This window comes from Actinomycetospora chibensis (assembly GCF_028737215.1).
GTDB classification, from domain to species: domain Bacteria; phylum Actinomycetota; class Actinomycetes; order Mycobacteriales; family Pseudonocardiaceae; genus Actinomycetospora; species Actinomycetospora chibensis.
The window spans coordinates 25,777-45,595 of sequence record NZ_JAQZAM010000017.1 but is presented as its reverse complement, the minus strand read 5'-3'; the positions used below and the strand labels follow the sequence as shown (position 1 = coordinate 45,595).

The 19,819-nt window shown below is 72.0% G+C and carries 20 protein-coding genes; 8 read left to right on the top strand and 12 right to left on the bottom strand.

Annotation, left to right across the window (positions count from 1 at the left end):
• Positions 1-3: 3 nt before the first annotated feature.
• Positions 4-861, bottom strand: a complete 858-nt coding sequence (locus PH189_RS23520) for an alpha/beta fold hydrolase (protein ID WP_274191263.1) — start codon at positions 859-861, stop codon at positions 4-6.
• A gap of 64 nt (positions 862-925) precedes the next feature.
• Here PH189_RS23520 and PH189_RS23515 point away from each other — a divergent pair, with 64 nt between their 5' ends.
• Positions 926-1,699, top strand: coding sequence for a methyltransferase domain-containing protein (locus PH189_RS23515; RefSeq protein WP_274191262.1), 774 nt, complete (start codon positions 926-928; stop codon positions 1,697-1,699).
• A gap of 4 nt (positions 1,700-1,703) precedes the next feature.
• Here PH189_RS23515 and PH189_RS23510 read toward each other — a convergent pair whose 3' ends face one another.
• From PH189_RS23510 to PH189_RS23500, 3 genes are all read right to left on the bottom strand, one after another.
• Positions 1,704-2,735 carry a fatty acid desaturase family protein gene (locus PH189_RS23510; protein ID WP_274191261.1) on the bottom strand — a complete coding sequence of 344 codons (1,032 nt, stop codon included), beginning with the start codon at positions 2,733-2,735 and terminating at the stop codon, positions 1,704-1,706.
• A 143-nt stretch (positions 2,736-2,878) separates the two neighbouring features.
• Entirely contained in the window at positions 2,879-3,577 is a 699-nt protein-coding gene (locus PH189_RS23505) for a CDP-alcohol phosphatidyltransferase family protein (protein WP_274191260.1), read from the bottom strand.
• Positions 3,578-3,588: 11 nt separating this feature from the next.
• The gene (locus tag PH189_RS23500) at positions 3,589-4,428 is read right to left on the bottom strand and encodes an endonuclease/exonuclease/phosphatase family protein (protein WP_274191259.1); all 840 of its coding nucleotides are present in this window, start codon (positions 4,426-4,428) and stop codon (positions 3,589-3,591) included.
• Positions 4,429-4,548: 120 nt separating this feature from the next.
• Between PH189_RS23500 and PH189_RS23495 the strand changes: the two genes are divergently transcribed.
• Both PH189_RS23495 and PH189_RS23490 read left to right on the top strand, forming a co-directional pair.
• Positions 4,549-5,028: an MEKHLA domain-containing protein gene (locus tag PH189_RS23495; protein WP_274191258.1), complete on the top strand. Its 480-nt coding sequence runs from the start codon at positions 4,549-4,551 to the stop codon at positions 5,026-5,028.
• Positions 5,029-5,225: 197 nt separating this feature from the next.
• Positions 5,226-5,681: a hypothetical protein gene (locus PH189_RS23490; protein WP_274191257.1), complete on the top strand. Its 456-nt coding sequence runs from the start codon at positions 5,226-5,228 to the stop codon at positions 5,679-5,681.
• A 100-nt stretch (positions 5,682-5,781) separates the two neighbouring features.
• Here PH189_RS23490 and fmdA read toward each other — a convergent pair whose 3' ends face one another.
• The 4 genes from fmdA to PH189_RS23470 all read right to left on the bottom strand — a co-directional run bounded on the left by fmdA (position 5,782) and on the right by PH189_RS23470 (position 9,360).
• Complete coding sequence (fmdA, locus tag PH189_RS23485) at positions 5,782-7,035, bottom strand: formamidase (RefSeq protein ID WP_274191256.1); 1,254 nt, start codon at positions 7,033-7,035, stop codon at positions 5,782-5,784.
• A gap of 57 nt (positions 7,036-7,092) precedes the next feature.
• A complete protein-coding gene (locus PH189_RS23480) occupies positions 7,093-7,734 on the bottom strand; it encodes an AmiS/UreI family transporter (protein WP_274191255.1) in 642 nt (213 codons plus the stop codon).
• Between the two features lie 106 nt (positions 7,735-7,840).
• Positions 7,841-8,131 (bottom strand): FmdB family zinc ribbon protein, encoded by a 291-nt coding sequence (locus PH189_RS23475; protein ID WP_274191254.1) that lies wholly within the window; start codon positions 8,129-8,131, stop codon positions 7,841-7,843.
• Positions 8,132-8,271: 140 nt separating this feature from the next.
• Positions 8,272-9,360 carry a substrate-binding domain-containing protein gene (locus PH189_RS23470; RefSeq protein ID WP_274191253.1) on the bottom strand — a complete coding sequence of 363 codons (1,089 nt, stop codon included), beginning with the start codon at positions 9,358-9,360 and terminating at the stop codon, positions 8,272-8,274.
• 111 nt (positions 9,361-9,471) lie between these two features.
• Here PH189_RS23470 and PH189_RS23465 point away from each other — a divergent pair, with 111 nt between their 5' ends.
• The 5 genes from PH189_RS23465 to PH189_RS23445 all read left to right on the top strand — a co-directional run bounded on the left by PH189_RS23465 (position 9,472) and on the right by PH189_RS23445 (position 14,417).
• Positions 9,472-9,948, top strand: coding sequence for a MarR family winged helix-turn-helix transcriptional regulator (locus PH189_RS23465; RefSeq protein ID WP_274191252.1), 477 nt, complete (start codon positions 9,472-9,474; stop codon positions 9,946-9,948).
• Between the two features lie 76 nt (positions 9,949-10,024).
• Complete coding sequence (locus PH189_RS23460; RefSeq protein ID WP_274191251.1) at positions 10,025-10,429, top strand: DUF6069 family protein; 405 nt, start codon at positions 10,025-10,027, stop codon at positions 10,427-10,429.
• Positions 10,430-10,541: 112 nt separating this feature from the next.
• Entirely contained in the window at positions 10,542-11,375 is an 834-nt protein-coding gene (locus PH189_RS23455; protein WP_274191250.1) for a DedA family protein, read from the top strand.
• A 350-nt stretch (positions 11,376-11,725) separates the two neighbouring features.
• The gene (locus PH189_RS23450) at positions 11,726-13,768 is read left to right on the top strand and encodes a DEAD/DEAH box helicase (protein WP_274191249.1); all 2,043 of its coding nucleotides are present in this window, start codon (positions 11,726-11,728) and stop codon (positions 13,766-13,768) included.
• Positions 13,769-13,784: 16 nt separating this feature from the next.
• Positions 13,785-14,417, top strand: coding sequence for a ribonuclease H family protein (locus PH189_RS23445; protein ID WP_274191338.1), 633 nt, complete (start codon positions 13,785-13,787; stop codon positions 14,415-14,417).
• A gap of 20 nt (positions 14,418-14,437) precedes the next feature.
• Here the strand turns inward: PH189_RS23445 and PH189_RS23440 are convergent, their stop codons facing one another.
• From PH189_RS23440 to PH189_RS23425, 4 genes are all read right to left on the bottom strand, one after another.
• Positions 14,438-15,070, bottom strand: coding sequence for a response regulator (locus PH189_RS23440; protein WP_274191337.1), 633 nt, complete (start codon positions 15,068-15,070; stop codon positions 14,438-14,440).
• A 166-nt stretch (positions 15,071-15,236) separates the two neighbouring features.
• On the bottom strand, positions 15,237-15,905 hold the full coding sequence (gene hxlA, locus PH189_RS23435; RefSeq protein WP_274191248.1) for a 3-hexulose-6-phosphate synthase: 669 nt from the start codon (positions 15,903-15,905) through the stop codon (positions 15,237-15,239).
• A gap of 367 nt (positions 15,906-16,272) precedes the next feature.
• Complete coding sequence (tkt, locus tag PH189_RS23430) at positions 16,273-18,330, bottom strand: transketolase (RefSeq protein ID WP_378014993.1); 2,058 nt, start codon at positions 18,328-18,330, stop codon at positions 16,273-16,275.
• 68 nt (positions 18,331-18,398) lie between these two features.
• Positions 18,399-19,796 (bottom strand): ATP-dependent 6-phosphofructokinase, encoded by a 1,398-nt coding sequence (locus tag PH189_RS23425; protein ID WP_274191247.1) that lies wholly within the window; start codon positions 19,794-19,796, stop codon positions 18,399-18,401.
• Between the last annotated feature and the right edge of the window lie 23 nt (positions 19,797-19,819).

Here is a 19,819-nt window from a genome sequence, read left to right as displayed (position 1 = left end):
CGCTCAGGCGAAGTGCTCGAGGAGGAGCGCCGTCGTGCGCTCCGGGGCGTGGGCGGGGATCCAGTGCCCGACGCGGGGCAGGCGCTCGTAGCGCCAGGGACCGGTGACGAAGCGCTGCGAGTCGGTCATCTGCCGCTCGGTCAGCGCGGGGTCCCGGTCGCTCCACACCCCGAGCACCGGGCACCCGATCGCCGGCATCGCCAGCGGCCCGTCGGTGGCCGCGAAGATCTCCGGCGGCATGTTGGCGCGGTACCAGTTGAGGCCCGCGACGAGCGCGCCCGGCCGGTCCAGGTCCGCGATCTGTGCGTCCACCAGCGCGTCGGCGCCACGGGACACGCCGTCGTGGGCCCACTCCCGGAACCACCGCCAGTCGTCGGCGGGCAGCTGCGCCTCGGCGACACCGGGGAACTGGAACCAGAGCATGTACCAGGAGAGCTGCTTCTGGACGAAGCCCGCGGACGCGAACGCCTGCGGGTGGCCCACCGAGAACGCGGCGAGGCGCGTGACCCGCTCGGGGGCGAACGCGGCGAGCGCCCAGGCGGCCAGGGCGCCCCAGTCGTGCCCGGCCACGCGGACCTCGCCGACCTCCAGGGCGTCCAGCAGCCCGAGGAGGTCGCCGAGCACGGTCCGCAGCCCGTAGCGCTCGACCTCCGCGGGGCGGTCGGAGTCCCCGAACCCCCGCAGGTCGGGGGCGATCACCCGGAAGCCCCGGGCGGCCAGCGTGTCGATCTGGTGCTGCCAGAGCGTGGCGCGGTCGGGCCAGCCGTGCAGGAGCAGCACCGCCGGCCCCTCACCGCCCTCGACGACGTTGAGCGTGATGCCGTCGAGCGCGACGCGGCGGGCGGTCGGAGTGGTCGGCACGGAATCTCCTCGTGAGGGGCGGTGGACCCTATCGTCACTCGTACGACGAGGGACGGAGCGCCCGATGGCCATGTTGGGGTTCGATGACGAGGGGGCCCGGCGGCTGCAGCGCGTCTACTCCACCCCCGACGTGGTCGCGCAGCGGGCCGAGGTGCTCCGCCGGCTCCGCCCCGCCGCCGGTGAGGCCGTCCTCGACGTCGGTTCGGGTCCGGGCTTCCTGGTCGCAGCGATCGCCGACGCCGTCGGCACCGACGGGGTGGTGCGCGGGCTGGACCCCAGCCCGGCGATGAACGCCATGGCCTCGGCGTACTGCGCGGACCGTTCCCAGGTCCGGATCGACGACGGGGACGCCGGCGCGCTCCCCTACCCCGACGGCGCCTTCGACGCCGTCGTGTCGACGCAGGTCTACGAGTACGTGGCCGACGTGCTCGGCGCCCTCGTCGAGGTCCGGCGGGTCCTGCGTCCGGGCGGTCGCTTCGTCGTCCTCGACACCGACTGGGAGTCGATGGTGTGGCACGCCGCGGACCGTGAGCTGCACCGGCGGGTCCTGGAGGCCTGGGAGGAGCACCTGGTCGACCCACGCCTGCCCCGCGTCCTGCCCGGGCTGCTGGAGCGGGCGGGCTTCCGCGTCGTCGAGCGCGTGCTGATCCCGCTGTTCAACCCCGTCTACGACGAGAACACCTACAGCGCGGGGACGATCGAGGTCATCGGCGACTTCGTCACCGGCCGTCAGGGCCTCACCGAGCAGGACGTCGCTCGGTGGGCCGACGACCTGCGCTCGCGCGGCACCGACTATCTGTTCACCATCAACCGGTACTGCTTCGTCGCGACGAGCTGACGGTTCACGTCCCGAGGCGCGCCGGGGCGCTGATCGCGCGCAGGTGGCGGAGCCCCTGCGCGTAGGACTCGATCAGGGACGTCTCGGTGTACGGGATCGCGTGGCGGTCGCAGAACGCACGGACCAGCGGCCGGGCGTGACGCAGGTTCATGCGAGGCATGCGCGGGAAGAGGTGGTGCTCGATCTGGTAGTTCAGCCCGCCGAGCACGAGGTCGGTGACCCGGCCGCCCACGATGTTGCGGGAGGTCAGCACCTGGCTGCGGACGGGGTCGAGCTTCTCCGTGGCGGTCGGCATGGGCATGCCCTTGTGCCCGGGGGCGAACGAGCAGCCGAGGTAGAGACCGAACAGCCCCTGGTGGACGACGATGAAGACGACGGCCACACCCGGCGAGAGCACGAGGAAGACCGCCGCGAAGTAGAGCGCGGTGTGCGCCACGAGCAGGACGATCTCCAGCCGGAGCCGGGGCACCCGGCGGGCGACGAGCGACCGGACCGCGGAGATGTGCAGGTCCACGCCCTCGAGCAGCAGCATCGGGAAGAACAGGCCGGCCTGGTGGCGGAGCACGAACCGGCCGATCGGTCCGCGACGGGGCGCGGTCGGACCGCTGGCCTGGGCCTCGGTGAGGGCGAAGACCCCGAGGTCGACGTCCGGGTCGCGCTCCTCGTGGTTGGGGTTCGCGTGGTGGGCGTTGTGCTTGCCGACCCACCACCCGTACCCGAGACCGATCAGCAGGTCCCCGTGCACGTAGCCGACGACGTCGTTGGCCCGCTTGCTGGCGAAGATCTGGAGGTGGCCGGCGTCGTGGCCGATGAACCCGAACTGGACGAACAGGGCCGCGAACGCCGCCCCGGTGACCAGCTGCCACCACGAGTCGCCGATCATCACGAAGGCGACCGCGACGGCGCCGAACACCAGCGCGGTCACGAGGATCTTGACGAGGTAGCGGGCCCGTCGGCGATCCATGAGACCGGCCTCGCGGACCTGCGCGAACAGCTCCGCGTACCCGCCGCCCCTCGGGAGGCTCGCCTCCGTCACGACAGCAGGATTCGGCAGTGAACTCATGACGACATGTCCCTCGGAGCGCGGATCGACGGCGGTGACCTGCGCAGAACCAGGGTCCGAGGCTCGTGCGGCCACCCGGACACTACTCGCATCCGGGTGAGGCGGCGCTCCGGTCGCTAGGCACCGGGGTCGGCGTCGAGCATCTTCCGCGGCTGGCCGTGCAGCCGTCGCCGGACGTTCACCACCAATTGCACGGTGGCCGCGAGGGTCATGGCCGTCCAGAGGGCGGCCCCGATGGTGACGATCAGCGCGGCCGCCGGGGGCACGATGCCCGCAGCGGCGAGGGAGAGGCCGCCGACCAGCAGCCGGGCCGGGCGTTCGGGGAGGCTGACCACGCCGATCTCGACCATGCCGGCCGCGCCCGCGCTCGACCGGATCGACTCGTCGAGCAGCGTCAGCACCGCGGCCGCCGCACACAGCGGCCCGGGAGCCCCGAGCACCCACAGCCCGACGATCATCGCCACGTCGCCGATGCGGTCCACGAGCTGATCGAGCACCTGGCCCCAGGCGCTCGAGGTGCCGGTCAGCTCCGCGACGGCGCCGTCGATCCCGTCGAGCACCGCCACGACCACGACGAGCGCCGCGGCGAGCAGGGCCCACCGCCCCCCGAGCGCGGCGACGCCGCCGACGGCCACCGCCCCGACCCCGCCGGTGGCCGTCACCCACGTCGCCGGAACGCCGCGACGGGCCAGCGGCGCACCGAGGCCGTGCGCGAGGCGGAGCCAGGCCATGGTCGGCCTGGAGGAGCGGACGTCGTAGCCGCCGTGCGCCCGCGACCACCGGTCGACGTAGGCCTCGAGGTCGTCGACGTCCACGTGCCAGGACCCTACTGGCGGGTACCGCCCGGGCGCTGCGGTCCCTCGAGGCGGAGATCGGCGACGACGGGGTCGTGGTCGCTCGGTGGTGCGCCCGTGGCGGGGTCGCGGTCGCGCACGATCGAGGCCGCCTCGACGTTCCAGGGGCCCCCGGGACCCCCGGCGAGGATCCAGTCGAGACGCAGGGGTGCGCGGCCGGTGCGCGCGCGGTGGAACGAGCGGACGATGCCGGACCGGACGCCCCCGAAGCCGTGGAAGGTGGCCTCGTCCCGACGTCCACCCCCGCCGACCACGAGGTAGGTGTCCTCGAAGCCCTCCGCGAGGAAGGACCGGTGGGGCGCGGAGCCGGGCGGGCAGTTGAAGTCCCCGGTGACCACCGTCGGCAGTCCACCGTCCGTGCGACGCAGGAGCAGCTCGGCGCCCCGTTCCCGGGCGAGGCCGCTCCAGTGGTCGAGGTGCGTGTTGACGTGCCGGAAGGTCACCCCGGTGCCGCGGACCGCGAAGGTCACCCCGTGCGCGGTGCGGACGTTCCGCGAGCCCCACGCGGTGGAGGGCACGTCCGGGGTCTGGCTGAGCCAGAAGCCGTCGGCGTCGAGCACTTCGAGCCGGTCGGGGTCGTAGAGGATCGCGTTGTACTCCGGGCGCCGGCGGGTCCCCGCCGCCGGACCGAGGACGAGGCCGTACCCGGAGAGCTGGTCGCGGTAGGTGGCGAGCGCCTCGGCCTGCAGCTCCTGCACCCCGAGGACGTCCGGCGCCTGGCTTCGCACGACGTCGGCGTTGAGCGCCGCGCGCCGCGGCCACCGGTGGCGGCCGTCCGCGGGCGACGAGAAGCCCCGGACGTTGAAACTCATGACCCGCAGCCGGGTCGGTCCGCCGGCGATGGGCACCTCCGCACCGTTCGATCCCTCCGGGCGACCAGGTACCCCGCCGGACAGCCGACCACCGGGCGGGACGACCTACGCTCTGCCGTCATGCGGTCCGCGCTCGGGATCTTCTCGCGCATCGAGCAGAGCCACCGGAGCGTCGTCGGTGGGGCTCTGGTGCCGGTCGACGGGGACACCGAGGCCCGGGAGCGGTGGCTGTACGAGCAGGCGCCGTTCGGGCTCCTCGCCCACGACGGCGGAGCGGACCCGCGGTTCGTCTACGCGAACCTCACCGCCCAGCGGTGGTTCGAGTACGGGTGGGACGACCTGATCGGGCGGCCCTCACGGCAGTCGGCAGGGCCCGAGGAGCAGGCCGAGCGCGACCGGCTGCTCGCGGACGCCGCGCGACGGGGCTGGTCCGACGGCTACCGCGGCGTCCGCGTCTCCCGGACGGGACGACGGTTCCGCATCGAGGACGTGCTGATGTGGAACCTCCTCGACGACGCCGGGGAGCGGTGCGGCCAAGCGGCGTTGATCCGGACCTGCCGCCCGGTGGTGGACGACGAGCACGCCCACCCCGACCCCTGACCGCGGTCCGGCACAGTGCATGAGTGATCCGGACCTGGCTCGCGGTGTTCCGGGCCGACGACGTGCGCGCGTCGAGATGAGAGAGCCGTCGACCCGTGCTCCGAGCAGGGATCGTTATCTTTCCGTGATGCTCCCTCGGGCTCGGGAGAGGCTTCGGTGGGCCGTCGTTGACGGGGGTCGGGGCTAGCGTCCTTCTTGTGAGCATCGACCACGATGTCCGGTTCGGCCTGGGGGCCGGGCTGGATGCTCTGGCGCCCGGCGCGGAGCTGGCCGCTGCTCTGGACCGCGTGTCGGCGGCCGCGTTGACCGGTGAGGATCTCGCGGCCTACGTGCGGGGCCGGTGGCGGTTGCTGAACCGGGCGAGCGCGGAGCTGCTCGAGGGCCTCCACCATCTGGGGCGCGCGCAGGCCGGGCGCACCGAGCGCCTGGCGTCGTGCGACGGGTTCTCCGGTGACGAGGTCTCGGCCCAGCTGGGTTGGTCGCGCACCATGTCCTCACCCAAGCTGGACCTGCCCGACGACGGCTGGGACGACCACCGCACCGACACCCACGACGACATCGACCCCGACTGGTTCCAGAAGCTCACCCAGAAGACCCGCCCCACGGCCACCATCCCGACCCGCGGCTCCTACGACGACGAGCCACCGTTCTGAGGTGTCCTGCCTCGGGGCGAGCTGCTACGGGGGTGTCCTCGACGCGCGCGACCACCCCGACCGCGGAGCGCGATCGGGGTGGTCGCCAGGGAGTCGAAACTCAGGCGGGCGACATCGGCACGCCCATTCCCGGGTCCACCCGCGCCGGCCCGTTCTTGCCGGGCTTCACGTCGAAGTCGAAGATCCCGGTGGGGATGTACACCGTCGAGCACGAGTTCGGGATGTCGACGACGCCGGAGAGGCGGCCCTCGATCGGCGCCGCCCCGAGGATCATGTAGGCCTGGATCGCGGAATAGCCGAACTTGGTGAGGTAGTCGATCGCGTGCAGGCAGGCCCGCTGGTAGGACAGGTGCGAGTCGAGGTAGTGCTGCTCTCCGTCGAGCGTCACCGACGTGCCGGAGAACGCGATCCACTCGCTGTACTGCGGGTCGGTGTTGCCCGGGACGAAGATCGCGTTCTCGGAGACGCCGTAGGTCTCCATGCCGCCCTTGATGAGGTCGACGTGCAGATCGATGAACCCGCCCATCTCGATCGCGCCGCAGAAGGTGATCTCGCCGTCGCCCTGCGAGAAGTGCAGGTCGCCCATCGAGAGGTTCGCCCCGTCGACGAACACCGGGTAGAAGACCCGGCTCCCCTTGGTGAAGTTCTTGATGTCCTGGTTGCCACCGTTCTCGCGCGGCGGTGCGGTCCGGGCCGCCTCGTGGCGGGCCCGCTCGAAGTCGTCACCGGTGAGCGAGCCGAGGATCGCCGCCTCGGGCTGGGGTGGCAGGGCGAGCGGCGGCACCCGCTGCGGGTCGGTGTCGATGAGGGCCTGCTCGCGGGAGTTCCACGTGTTCAGCAGGTCGTGCGAGGGCGCGGTGCCCATGAGCCCGGGGTGCACGATGCCGGTGAAGGCCACCCCCGGCACGTGCCGCGACGTGGCCCGGCCGCCCTGGAAGTCCCAGATCACCTTGTAGGCGTCGGGGAACTGATCGGTGAGGAAGCCGCCGCCGTTCCTCTTCGCGAACACCCCGGTGTAGCCCCAGCCCTGGCCGGCCAGCGGACCGGAGTCCTCCTGCGGGATCGGGCCGACGTCGAGGATGTCCACGATCAGCAGGTCGCCGGGCTGCGCGCCCTCGACCGAGATCGGGCCGGAGAGCACATGCACGTTGTTGAGCGGGGCGTTGAGGATGTCGTCGGCGGAGTCGTCGTTGTGGATCGCTCCGTCGAACCACTCGCGGCAGTCCACCCGGAACGAGTCGCCCGGCTTGACGTGCACCTGGGCGGGGACGTCGGGGTGCCAGCGGTTGTGGCCGACGATCTGCTGCTCGGTGAACGTCTTGGTGCTGTCGAGCGGGAAGACCTTCTGGGGCATCGGACTCTCCTTGCTGGGCGGGCTGGGGGCGAGCTGGGTGTGGGCGGCGCAGGACGGTCAGGCGACGGCGGCGTGGTCGCCGCTGCGGGCGGCGGGCGCCGCGGGTGCGGGCTGCCGGCGCGCCCACGGGATCAGGGCGAGGAAGACGACGACGCCGAAGATCGCGAGGCCGATCGCGAGCGGGACGCCGATCTGCGTGTACACGCCGGTGAGGAGCAGGAACGCCGGGATCCACGCGGTCACCCAGCCCTGGATGGCGCACACGGCGCCGGTGTAGCGCCCGATCCCGTCGCGCTTACGACCCAGGAGCACGAAGAACAGGGACCAGAGGAACGCCCAGTACAGCCAGATGACGCCGAACGCCGGGTCGGCGAAGCGGAAGAAGTTCAGCGCCGAGAACACGACGGCGGTGATCGCGACGAACAGGCAGAAATAGCCGAGCCCGGTGCCGTCGAGATCCCAGGTCAGGTTCACCGCCACGTAGAGATAGGTGAACGAGAAGAGGAAGAGGCCCGATGCCGCGAGGATGACGTCGGCGTCACCGTTCGCGGTGAAGATCAGGTAGAGCGGCGTGATGATCTGCAGTCCGCCGACGAAGAAGTTCATCGGCGCGGCCGACTTCGCGTCGATCCACCCCAGCAGCATGACGCCGTTGATGAAGAGCACGGCGCCGACGAAGAGCAGGCCGACGCTAGCCACGGGGCGGCCTCACTCGGGTGAGCAGCATGGGATTCCCTTTCGGACGAGGGCAGGACGACAGCGCCGTTCCGGCCCGAGGCCGGACGGTGGCGGGGAGCGGACGGGATCAGGGGCGCGGCAGCGCCGCGGTGCGCGGATCGAGACGGGGGGCGGGCCGCGGGCGCGACGCCCGAGCCGGCGGCGGCGCGGAGACCACGGTGGGCTCGGTGCGCGAGGCCTCGGCGCGGTCGATGGCCGCGACCCGCGTGCGGTCGGCCAGGCCGAGCCGTGGCACGGTGATCATCCGCCGGGCCTCGCCGCCGCAGGTCGGGCAGGAGATCGTCGCCGGCGCGGCGCCCATCGGCGCCGTGACCTCGGCGGGCCCGTCCTCACCGCACCGGTACGCGTACAGGGGCATCCGTGGGGCTCCCTTCGTCGCGACCGGCCGCCGGGAGGTGGCAGATGTCACGCGCGAGAAATGATTTCCCAGGAAACTAGCCGCGTGGCGACGAGACTGTCAACGGCCGTCGCACGCCGTCGCGAGCCGGGTTCGGACGGTCACAGCTGCTGGACGACGTCCCAGGTCAGGCCGTCCGCGAGCGCCAGGAAGACCCGCTGCCGCAGGTGACGGTCGTGGACCTCGACGGTGCCGCGCGGGCTCTCGTACGCGAGGCCCTCGGACACCGACATCATCGTCGGCACGGACGTCGAGCCGGCGCGCCGCGTCAGCTCGGTGAGCAGCCGGACGCCCTCGTAGCAGGACTCGCCGAGGCTGTTCAGCACCGGCGCCTCGTCCCCGAACTCGCGGAAGTAGGTCGCGGCGAACTCGAGCCCGGAGCTCGTCGCGAGGTCCTCGAAGTAGCCCGCGGAGGTCATCAGACCGCGCGTGCAGTCCGCCCCGGAGGCGAGCAGGACGTTCTCCTCGATGAGGGAGCTGAACCGCAGGATGTCGCGGTCGAGGCCCGACGCGCTGAAGGCGCGGTTGAACGCGACGGCGTCGTCGCCGATGAGCAGCATCAGCACGGCCTCGCACCCGCTGGCCTCGACCCGGTGCACGACGTTCGAGAAGTCGGTCGTCCCGAGCGGCACGAACACCTCGTCGCAGACCGTCCCGCCGATCCGCCGCAGGTAGCGCGCCGCCGTGGTGGCCGTCCGGCGGGGCCAGACGTAGTCGTCCCCGACGATCGTCCAGCGCCGGACGCCCGCGGTGCCGGAGAACCAGTCGAGGGTCGGGCCGAGCTGGAGGTCCGGCGTCTCGCCGGTGAGGAACACGCCGGGTCGGCTCTCGCCGCCCTCGTAGAGCGCCGTGTAGGCGTACGGGACGCGGCCGCCGATGCGGGGGGCGACCGCCTCGCGGACGGCCGAGATGTGCCACCCGGTGACGGCCTGGACGGCGCCGGCGCTCACCAGCGCGTCGACCTCGGTGGCGACCTCCGCGGGGCTGCGTCCGCCGTCGACGGGGACCAGGTTCAGCTCACGGCCGAGGACGCCGCCCTCGGCGTTGATCTCCTGCGCGGCCAGTGCGGCGCAGCTCTCGCACGACGGCCCGAAGATCCCGGCGGGCCCCTGTAGCGGGATCACGAGGGCCATGTCGAGGACGTCACGACCGCGCGCGGCGGTGCCGCCAGAAGCCGTCGGGTCGCCCATTGCTCGACGCTAGCGACCGGGCCGCCTTCCGGGGCTGCTCCGATCGTACGAGTTCTCCCCCGCCCCCTCACGTCTGCCCGATCACGACGCCGTCGCCGCTACCATCGATCGGTGCCCAGCAGCGCGGACCGACCCTCGCCGAACGGCGACGATTCGCTCCGCCTCCTCTCGCTCGTCGAGCGGACCCTCACGGGGCGACTGGAGGAGGCGCTGCGCAGCTGCGACTCCAGCCTCGACCAGTGGCGGATCCTGCGCCTGCTCGCGGACCGCGGCGGCAGCCCGATGAACGTCGTGGCCGACCACGCGATGCTCCTCGCACCCAAGCTCAGCAAGCTCGTGGACCGCATGGTCGCCGCGAACCTCATCCTGCGGCGGCAGGACCACGAGGACCGGCGCCGGGTGCTCATCGTCGTCTCGGAGCGCGGGCGGCGGGCCCTGGCCGAGTGGGACGAGGCCACCGCCGAGGTCCGCGCCCAGTTCCGGGAACTGCTCGGCGCCGATGCCGAGCAGTTCGGGGCGTTGCTACGACGCCTGCAGGACGGCCTCGACCCGGCCGCGGTCGAGCCGTCGACGGCCGTCCCGGGCTGACCATGATCGCTCCACCCGCGAGGTAAGGCTACCCTGACACGAGTCGGACATACCGACCGCTCCGGGAGGGTGCTTCGTGACCAGTTCCGTGCGGCAGACCGTGCCGCCCGCCGCGCCGCCCGCGCGCATCGCGCTGGCGATCGTGCTCGCGGCCGTCGTCGCCGCGGTCGTCAACACGCTCATCGGGCTCCTGATCGGCGTGATCGAAGGCACCGGCTACAACCCCACGACCGCCATCGCCTACAGCGTGATCGGGATCCTGATCGGGGCCGCGGGCTGGGCGCTCGTCCGCCGCGTGGCGCCCCGGCCCGCCGCCGTGCTGCGCTGGCTGGTGCCCCTGGTCGTCGTGCTGAGCTTCATCCCGGACCTGCTGCTGCTGCAGTACGGGCTGTCCGTGCTCCTGGTCATCGGGCTCATGGTCATGCACGTCGTGTGCGCGGTCGTCGCCGTCCCGGCGTTCCGTCGGGTCCTGCCGGTCTGACCGGGTCCCCGGTGGCCCGGGGCGTCGCGCCGTCGGCATAGTGGAGATCGTCAGCGTGCCCGTCCCTCCCGGCCCGTCGGGGACGCACGCCCGGAACGGGAGGAGCGCGCCGATGCCGGCCGCGGACGGATCGGGCCCCGACGAGGCGACCGCCGGGGGAGCTGCCGAGGGCGGCACCGGGGGTACGGCGACACCGGCGCGCCGGCGCCGGGGCGGCCGGGAGTACAGCCCCGAGGAGATCGAGGCCGCCAAGCAGCAGTGGCGCGACATGCGGCCGTGGGACAGCCCGATGGCCCGCGCCGACAAGGTGCTGGTCGGGGCCACGGTCGCGGTCATCGTCCTCGGGCTCGCCTCGCTCCCGTTCCGGCCGTTCCTCCTCGCCTCGCACCCGGTGCTGCTCAGCCTCGCCACCGGCAGCCTCTCGGCGATCGGCGCCGGCGCGGCCTTCGCCCGGGTGGGCGACACCGCGCTCTGGCTCGTGATCGGCGCGGGCGTCATCGGGATGGTCAAGTTCGACTGGCTCTTCTGGTGGGCGGGCCGGCGCTGGGGCGCGAAGGGGGTCCGCTTCTTCGTGCCCACCGAGCGGGCGCAGCGCTTCGTCGCACGCGTGCGGTCCTGGCCCACCTGGATCATGCCGCTGCTCGTGGTCGCGGCGGCCCTGCCGGGCGTCCCGTCCCTGCTCGTGCACCTGCTCGCCGGGCTGGCGGGCATGCGGCTGCTCACGTTCCTGCTGGCCAACGCCGTCGGCGCCGCCCTGGTCGCCGGCCTGGTGGCGGGGCTGGGGTACGGGCTGGGCCAGTACGCCGTCGACGTCGTGCTCGCCGTCGACCGCTACGCCCTCTGGATCACCATCGCGATCGCCGTGTTCGTGGCCTACCGCGCGGGAGCCACCCAGAACCGGAAGGCCAGGGAGCAGCGCGAGGCGCGTCCGTCGCCCGGCGAATGATCGATCGCGCTCCGGCGCGTGTCCCGCCGACCCCGGGCGGTATGATAGAGATCGACCCCGACCCGCCGTGCTCGTCATTGCGGCGCGGTCGGCGAGCGCGGTGGATGCCGTCACCCTCGACCGGTGACGCGGACCCCGCGGTGCCGCGGCGACGCGGACCCGCGGCCCAGTGGGAATCGTGGAGGAACCGTCCCGGTTCCCACTGCGACACACCACCCGCAGCACGATGCCCGGCAGTCCCCTGCCGGGCGTTCCGGAGGAGGTACATGGCTCGACGAGGCCAACCCCAGTCCGGCGGGCGCCACGGCGCCCCCGGGCAGCGGCGGCGAGGACGCAGGCGCGAGGACGTCATGTCCGTGCTCGCCCACGCCGTCGAGGACGTCCGGACCGCCCTGCGCGGCGGCCGGGTCACGACGTCCACCCGCACGAAGTTCCAGGCCGTCGCCCTGGTGCTGCGCGAGGAGCGCGCCCGCATCCGCGCGGACGAGAGCATCGGGGACTCACGGCGCACCGAGAAGCTCAAGCGTCTCGACGACATCGCGACCACCCTGGCGAAGACCGCCGTCCGCCACCCGGCGCTCCTGGCGCTGCTCTCCGAGGACGCCGTCGTCACCGACGACGCCCGGTCGCTCAAGCGCGACATGCTGCGCAAGGCCGGCATCGAGACCGAGGTCGAGCAGGACCCGGAACCCGTCGAGGAGCCGACCGCCGCGCCCGCCAAGCCCGCCGTGGTGCCGCAGTCCGTGATCTCCCGGCAGATGGCGAACCCCTTCCTCGCCCCCGACTTCTCGGCCGCGCGACCGGCCGGCCCCCGGCCCACGCCCCTGAGCGGCTGGGAACTGCTCGACCCGCTGCTGCGGTCCTTCGAGCGCGCCGGCGACGGCACCTCGGTGTGCATGCCCCTGCCCGAGCCCGGCTCCCGCAAGGCGCCCGGCGGCCGCGAGCTCATGCCGCACCAGGCCCGGCTGGTCGCCGCGGCCGCGGAGGGGCACCGCACCTTCCTGCTGGCCGACGAGCCCGGGCTGGGCAAGACGGCCGAGGCGCTGCTCGCCGCCGAGGCGGCGAAGGCCTATCCCCTGCTCGTCGTGGTGCCGAACGTCGTCAAGACGAACTGGGTGCGCGAGGCCGGCCTGTGGTCCCCGCGCCGCAAGGCCACCGCGATCCAGGGCAACGGCGACTCCGTCGACGGCTTCGCGGACATCGTGGTGGTCAACTACGAGGTGCTCGACCGGCACGTGGGCTGGCTGCGGGAGTTCGGGTTCCGCGGGATGGTGGTCGACGAGGCGCACTTCATCAAGAACAAGACCTCGCAGCGCTCGCAGCACGTGCTCGGGCTCTCCGAGCGCATCCGCGCGTTCACCGCGCGCCCGCTGCTGATGGCCCTCACCGGCACGCCGCTGATCAACGACATCGAGGACTTCCTCGCCATCTGGGAGTTCCTCGGCTGGATCGACGAGAAGAAGCCGCTCGCCGACCTGATGGACGCCCTGACCGCCACCGGTCTGACGCCCGCCGATCCCGGGTTCTCCGCCTCGGCGCGCGAGAGCGTCGTGGACCTCGGCATCGTGCGTCGCCGCAAGGTCGACGTCGCGGCCGACATCCCGCCGCGCCGCATCGCCGACCTGCCCGTCGAGCTGGACGGGCCCACCGGCCGCTCGATCCGCGCCGCCGAGCGCGATCTCGCCGCCCGCATGGTGAAGCGCTACACCGACGCCCTCGCCGCGCGCGGGGCCGCGCCGACCGACGAGATCGATCACGACCTCGTGCGTCGTGTCGCCACGTGGGAGCAGAAGGACGCCGCCGGCTCGTCGTCCGGCGACAACGTCTTCAGCATGATGCGGCGCATCGGGCAGGCGAAGGCCGCCCTCGCCGCCGACTACGCCGCCCAGCTCGCGCGCAGCGCCGGCAAGGTGGTGTTCTTCGCCAAGCACGTCGACGTCATGGACGCCGCCGAGGAGACGTTCGCCAAGCAGGGCGTCCGGTACTCGTCGATCCGCGGTGACCAGACCCCGAGCGTTCGGCAGCGCAACATCGACGCCTTCGTCGAGGACCCGGAGGTCGCCGTCGTGGTCTGCTCGCTGACCGCAGCCGGCGTCGGCATCAACCTTCAGGTCGCCTCGAACGTCGTGCTGGCCGAGCTGCCGTGGACCGCCGCGGAGCAGACCCAGGCGATCGACCGGAGCCACCGCATCGGTCAGTCGCAGCCGGTCACCGCCTGGCGGATCCTCGCTGCGCAGACGATCGACGCCCGGATCGCGGCGCTGATCGACGACAAGGCCGGCCTCGCGGCCGTCGCCCTCGACGGCAGCGACGAGGAGGTCGGATCGTCGACCGACGCGCAGCACGCCGCGCTCGTGGCCATGCTGACGGAGGCGCTCTCGGCCCCCGCCTAAGGTGGTCGCCGTGCCGATGCCCGCGAAGTACGCGACCACCTGCGGCGTCTGTGGCTCGCCCGTGAGCCCCGGCGAGGAGATCGCGCGCTCGGGCGAGCGCTGGGCGCACGCGGCGTGCGCGGAGGCCACGCCGGCGAAGGCGGGTGCGTCGAAGGCGGGTGCGTCGAAGGCCGTCTCGAAGCCCACGAAGCCGGCGCGCCCGGACATGCCGGCCGCCGAGGGCGCGCTCGAGGTGTGGACCGACGGCGCGTGCTCCGGCAACCCCGGCCCCGGCGGCTGGGCGTGGGCCACACGCGACGGCCGCCAGGACAGCGGGGGCGAGCCCGCGACCACCAACCAGCGGATGGAGATCCGGGCCGCCCTCGAGGCCGTGCGTGCCCTGGATGGCCCGCTCGTCGTCGTCAGCGACTCCACCTACGTCGTGAACTGCTTCCGCGACGGGTGGTGGAAGGGCTGGCTCGCGCGGGGCTGGGTCACCAGCGCCAAGAAGCCGGTGGTGAGCCGGGACCTCTGGGAGCCCCTGATCACGCTCGTGAACGAGCGTGGCGACGTCTCCTTCCGCTGGACCAAGGGCCACTCGGGCGACGAGATGAACGACCTCGTCGACACGCTCGCCGTCGAGCAGTCGAAGGCCGTGTCGGCCTCGTAGCCGCTGGCCGGAGGGTGCGGCTACTGGAACAGCCCCTCGCGCAGGGCCTTCGCGAGCGCGGAGGTCCGGTCGTTGACCTCGAGCTTGCGGTAGATCGCCCGTACGTGGGTCCTCACGGTCTCCTCGCCGACGATCAGGTGTCCCGCGATCGCGTGGTTGTTCATCCCGATCACGATCAGCGAGAGCACTTCGCTCTCACGCAGGGTCAGCCCGAAACGTCCGCCGGGCCAGTACTCCCCCGATTCGATGCGGGTCACCGTCGACGCCTCGTGCCCGGCCGTGGTCGTGACGACGAGCTCGCCCGCATGGACCCGGTGGATCGCCGCGACGAGCTCCTCGCCGGAGATGTGCTTGAGGAGGTAGCCCCGCGCCCCTGCGTGCATCGCCTGTGACAGGTACTGCTCGTCGTCGTGGACGGTGAGCATGATGACGCGCGCGTCGGCGCACCAGGTGAGGAGATCATGGCAGAGCTCCAGGCCGCTCGTGCTCCCCAGACGCACCTCGCTGAGCACCACGTCCGGAGCGAGGCTCTCTGCGATCCGCAGGGCCTCGGGGGCGTCCTCGGCCTCCCCGACCACTCGAATCGTCGGGTACTCCGCCAGCATCTCCTTCAGGCCCACACGGACCATCTGGTGATTCTCGACGAGGACCACCCGCACAGTTCCCGACACCGGTCCCCGACCTCCGTGCGTTCCGTCGCCTTCTCCGTCGAGGGCTCGGGACTCCCGTTCTCGCTCGACGACACCGTCTTCGCGGAGCTGGAACCCGGCGCCCTGCCGGTCAGGACGACCGGCAGGGCGCCGGGAGAGTACTGCTCGATCACCCGGCGGCGGCGGTGGACACATCCGACGTCGTCGGCGGGAGGCCTGCCGCCTCCCGGAGCGCCTTCGCGGCGGCCGCGGGGTCGTCGGCGGAGTAGATCGATCCGCCGACGACGGCGACCTCCGCACCGGCTTCCTTGACCGAGGCGATGGTGTGGACGCTGACGCCGCCGGCGATGGAGAACGGCACGCCGGCCTCACGGCCGTCGACCAGCAGCGACTCGATCGAGTAGTCGGGACGCGCCTGCTCGTCGAGTCCGGCGTGGATCTCGACGAAGTCGACGCCCAGCTCCGAGACCTCGCGGATCCGCTGCACGCGGCCCTCGACGACAGTGATCATGTCGGCGACGACCTTCCTGCCGGCCCTCTTCCCGGCCGCCACCGCACCACTGATGGTGTCGTCGTCGGCGGTGCCCATGACCGTGACCACGTCGGCGCCCTCGGCGAACGCGAGGTCGGCCTCGAGCTCGCCCGCGTCGGCGGTCTTCAGGTCCGCGAACACGAGCTTGTCCGGGTGCGCCGACTTGATCGCGCCGATGGCACTGACGCCCTCGGACTTGATCAACGGCGTTCCCAGCTCGAGGATGTCGACGTAGTCGGCGACCTGGCGAGCCAGGGTCAGCGCGTCGCCGAGCGTCGCAACGTCCAATGCTACCTGCAGCTTCACTGGCATCTCCTGATCTGTCTTCGACGTGTTCCTCGTGCGAGGAATCCAGCGGTCAGCCCATTCCTGCGCGATCGACAGGTGGGGTGGCGGAATTCTCGACCGAGAACGGACTGCTCTCCGCCGACCGATTGCCGGCGGGGCGCGGAGCTCTCGATATCCGGCGCAACTGCGACAGCAGCGCACGCTCCGACATCACCGACCTTAGTCGACGCAGCCGTTCACCACCAGTCTCGCGAGCGAATGCGCGGCAAATTTCCGGCCGTGCCGGATGAATTCGTGGACGCCGCGGACGTGCCGATACCACGCACGGTCATCGCCTTCTCCTGCCATTCCTTGGGGGCTGATGAAATGGTTGCTCGAGCGGCCGTCACCCCGCGCGCGACAACGAGCGGCGCGCGGCCTCGACCACGGCTTCCACGGTGAGGCCGAATTGCTGGTACAGGGTCTGGTAATCGGCACTGGCCCCGAAGTGCTCGAGGGAGACGATCTCGCCCCGGTCACCGACGAAGCGGTGCCACGGCATGCCGACCGCGGCCTCTACCGCCACGCGGGCGGTCGTCCCGGGGGGCAGGACGCGGTGCCGGTAGGACTCCTCCTGCGCGTCGAACCACTCGACGCAGGGCATGGAGACGACCCGGGTCGGCACGCCTTCTCCCTGGAGCACCTCTCGCGCGGAGAGGGCCAGCGAGACCTCGGACCCGGTGGCGATCAGCAGGAGCTCCGGTGTGCGATCACCGGCCTCCGCGATCGTGTACCCACCGCGCAGGACGCCGTCCGTCGTGACGCCCTCGAGGATCGGGACGTTCTGGCGGGTGAGGGCGAGCCCGGCCGGCCCGGTCGGGCTCGCGAGGACGCCGCGGAAGGCTGCGGCGGTCTCGCGGGCGTCGGCCGGGCGGACCACGGCGAGTCCGGGGATCGCGCGTAGGGCCGCGAGGTGCTCGACCGGCTGGTGGGTCGGCCCGTCCTCGCCGAGGCCGATCGAGTCGTGGGTCCAGACGTAGACGGTGGGCAGCTTCATGAGGGCGGCCAGGCGCACGGCCGGACGCATGTAGTCGCTGAAGACCATGAAGGTCCCGCCGTAGGCACGCGTGCCGCCGTGCAGTGCGATGCCGTTGAGGATGGCACCCATGGCGTGCTCACGGACGCCGAAGTGCAGGGTGCGACCGTACGGCGACGCCTGGCCCCACAGCTCCGTCTCGATCGTGCTCGGGCCGAACGAGTCGGCGCCCTTGATCGTCGTGTTGTTGCTCTCGGCGAGGTCGGCCGATCCTCCCCACAGCTCGGGCAGCACGTCCCCGATCGACTCGAGGACCTTCGCGAGGGCCTTCCGGGTGGCGACGGCATCGTCCCCGGGGGTCCAGTCCGGGAGATGGTCGGTCCAGCCGGCGGGGAGCTCCCGACGGGACATCCGGTCGTAGAGCGCGTGGCGTTCCGGGTTCTTCCGCGCCCACGCATCGAACGACTCGTCCCAGGCGCGCCGGGTCTCCCGGGCCCGCCCGGCGATCGCGCGGGTGTGCGCGAGCACCTCGTCGTCGACGGCGAAGCTGGCGTCCGGGTCGAACCCCAGGATCTCCTTGACCCGTGCGACCTCGTCGGCACCGAGAGCCGCGCCGTGGGCGGCACCGGTGTTCATCTTCTCCGGCGCCGGATAGCCGATCACCGTCCGCAGCGCGATGAAGGACGGCCGGTCGGTCTCGGCGACCGCGCGCTCCAGGGCGTCGCAGATACCGGCGACGTTCTCGCCCCCGCACACGGTCTGGACGTGCCACCCGTAGGCCTCGTAGCGCTGCGCCACGTCCTCGGACAGGGCGACCGCCGTGTCGTCCTCGATCGAGATGTGGTTGTCGTCGTAGATCACGATGAGGTTCCCGAGCTGCTGGCGGCCGGCGATGGAGGACGCCTCGGCGGTGACGCCCTCCTCGATGTCGCCGTCGGAGGCGATGACGTAGACGACGTGGTCGAAGGGGCTGGTGCCGGGCGCGGCGTCGGGATCGAAGAGACCCCGCTCGCGGCGGGCGGACATGGCCATCCCCACCGCCGCGCCCAGGCCCTGGCCGAGCGGACCGGTCGTGATCTCGACCCCCGGCGTGTGGCCGTACTCGGGGTGACCCGGCGTCTGCGAACCCCAGGTGCGGAGCTGTTCGAGATCCGCCAGCTCCATCCCGTACCCCGCCAGGAACAACTGCAGGTACAGGGTGAGACTCGAGTGGCCGCAGGAGAGGACGAACCGGTCGCGACCTGCCCAGCCCGGGTCGTTCGGGTCGTGGCGCATGACGCGCTGGAACAGGGCGTAGGCCAGGGGTGCCAGCGACATCGCGGTCCCCGGGTGACCGCTGCCGCAGCGCTGGACGGCGTCCGCGGCGAGGACCCGGGCCGTGTCGACGGCTCGTCGGTCGAGGTCCGACCAGTCGTCGGGAACCGACACGGAGAGCAGGGAGGCGACCTCGCCGAGGATGTCGTGCCCCGGTCGGACGGACGTGGCTTCGATGCTGTTCACGTGGCGTGCACTCCTGAGGTCTCGGTGAGCGTTGCTGGGCTGGCCCCGGGCGCACATCGACGCGCGAGCGTCTCGGGCTGGTTGGTCGCCTCGAGCACGGACATCCAGAGATCCCCGTCGGGGTCCACCCGGTTGCGATGGCTCGTGATGAGCGGCATCGGGACGTGCACGAAACGCCGCCGCCAGCGGACGACGACGGTCTCGGTCCGGCCGGCCATGGCCGCGTGGACGGCGGCGTGGGCCAGCCGGAGGCAGTAGACGCTGTCGTAGGCGTTCGCGGTGACGCTGCGGATGGAGTAGCTCGGGTCGACGTAGCGCAGCGCCGGTGTCAGGCCGATCCGGGTGAGGTGGCTCGAGATGCGGTCGCTGAGGAACTGGCCGATGTCGCCGAGGCGCAGGTTGCCCGAGGCGTCGGTCGCACCGTTCCCGTCGAGGGTCCCGGCCGCCGGGAGCAGCTCCTGCCCGGCACCTTCGGCGACGACGATGACGACGTGGCCACGGGTGAGCAGGTGGTGCTCGACCTTGGCCAGCAGGCCCTCGGGCCCCTCGAGCTCGAACGGGACCTCGGGGATGAGCACCATGTCGGCGCCGTGGTTCGCCAACGCCGCGTAGCAGGCGATGAAGCCGGAGTGCCGACCCATGAGCTTGACGATCCCCACGCCGTTCTCGTGGGCCGCGGCCTCGGTGGTGACCGCTTCGATGAAGTCGGTCGCCCGTTCGAACGCGCTCTGGAAGCCGAACGACTGGTCGGTGTAGGGCAGGTCGTTGTCGATCGTCTTGGGGATCGCGACCACCGCGATGTCGAGTCCGCGCCGGGTGATCGCCGACACCAGCCGCATCGCTGCCCGGATGCTCCCGTCGCCGCCGATGACGAACAGGATGTCGATCTTGCGGGCGATGAGGGTGTCGACCATCTCGTCGGCGTCCTGGTCGCCACGAGAACTGCCGAGGATCGTCCCTCCGGAGCGGGTGATGTCGTGGAAGCTGCTCTGGGTCAGATCCATCGTGTCGTTGCGGTACTTGGCGGTCAGTCCTTTGAGCCCGTTGCGGAAGCCGAGAATCCGACGTACCCGGTAGTGCACGGTGAGTTCCTGGACGACGCCCCTGATGACGTTGTTGACACCGGGACAGAGCCCACCGCAGGAGACGATGCCGACCGTCGTCCGGGCCGGGTCGAAGTAGATTTTCCGCCGAGGCCCGGCGCACTCGAAGGACGGGAGCGCCGCGGCGTTGTTCGCGGTGATGATCGAGGTCGTGTCGTCGAGCATCACCCGGTCGTCCTCGTGGACGAAATGCGGGGTGGTCTGCTTGTCGGCGAGCCACGCGGAGAACGGCGACGTGTGTCGGCATTCGCCGAGCGTGCGGATGTGGAGATCCTCCAGGTGCACCGTCACGGATTCTCCTCCCCCGGGAGTGG

What these genes read in the sequence shown, in the direction of transcription:
- PH189_RS23500 (WP_274191259.1), bottom strand. Translation starts at nt 4,428, where the DNA reads ATGAGTTTCAACGTCCGGGGCTTCTCGTCGCCCGCGGACGGCCGCCAC.
- PH189_RS23445 (WP_274191338.1), top strand. Translation starts at nt 13,785, where the DNA reads ATGCCCGCGAAGTACGCGACCACCTGCGGCGTCTGTGGCTCGCCCGTG.
- PH189_RS23475 (WP_274191254.1), bottom strand. Translation starts at nt 8,131, where the DNA reads ATGCCCCTGTACGCGTACCGGTGCGGTGAGGACGGGCCCGCCGAGGTC.
- PH189_RS23470 (WP_274191253.1), bottom strand. Translation starts at nt 9,360, where the DNA reads ATGGGCGACCCGACGGCTTCTGGCGGCACCGCCGCGCGCGGTCGTGAC.
- PH189_RS23515 (WP_274191262.1), top strand. Translation starts at nt 926, where the DNA reads ATGGCCATGTTGGGGTTCGATGACGAGGGGGCCCGGCGGCTGCAGCGC.
- fmdA (WP_274191256.1), bottom strand. Translation starts at nt 7,035, where the DNA reads ATGCCCCAGAAGGTCTTCCCGCTCGACAGCACCAAGACGTTCACCGAG.
- PH189_RS23455 (WP_274191250.1), top strand. Translation starts at nt 10,542, where the DNA reads ATGCCGGCCGCGGACGGATCGGGCCCCGACGAGGCGACCGCCGGGGGA.
- PH189_RS23450 (WP_274191249.1), top strand. Translation starts at nt 11,726, where the DNA reads ATGTCCGTGCTCGCCCACGCCGTCGAGGACGTCCGGACCGCCCTGCGC.
- PH189_RS23495 (WP_274191258.1), top strand. Translation starts at nt 4,549, where the DNA reads ATGCGGTCCGCGCTCGGGATCTTCTCGCGCATCGAGCAGAGCCACCGG.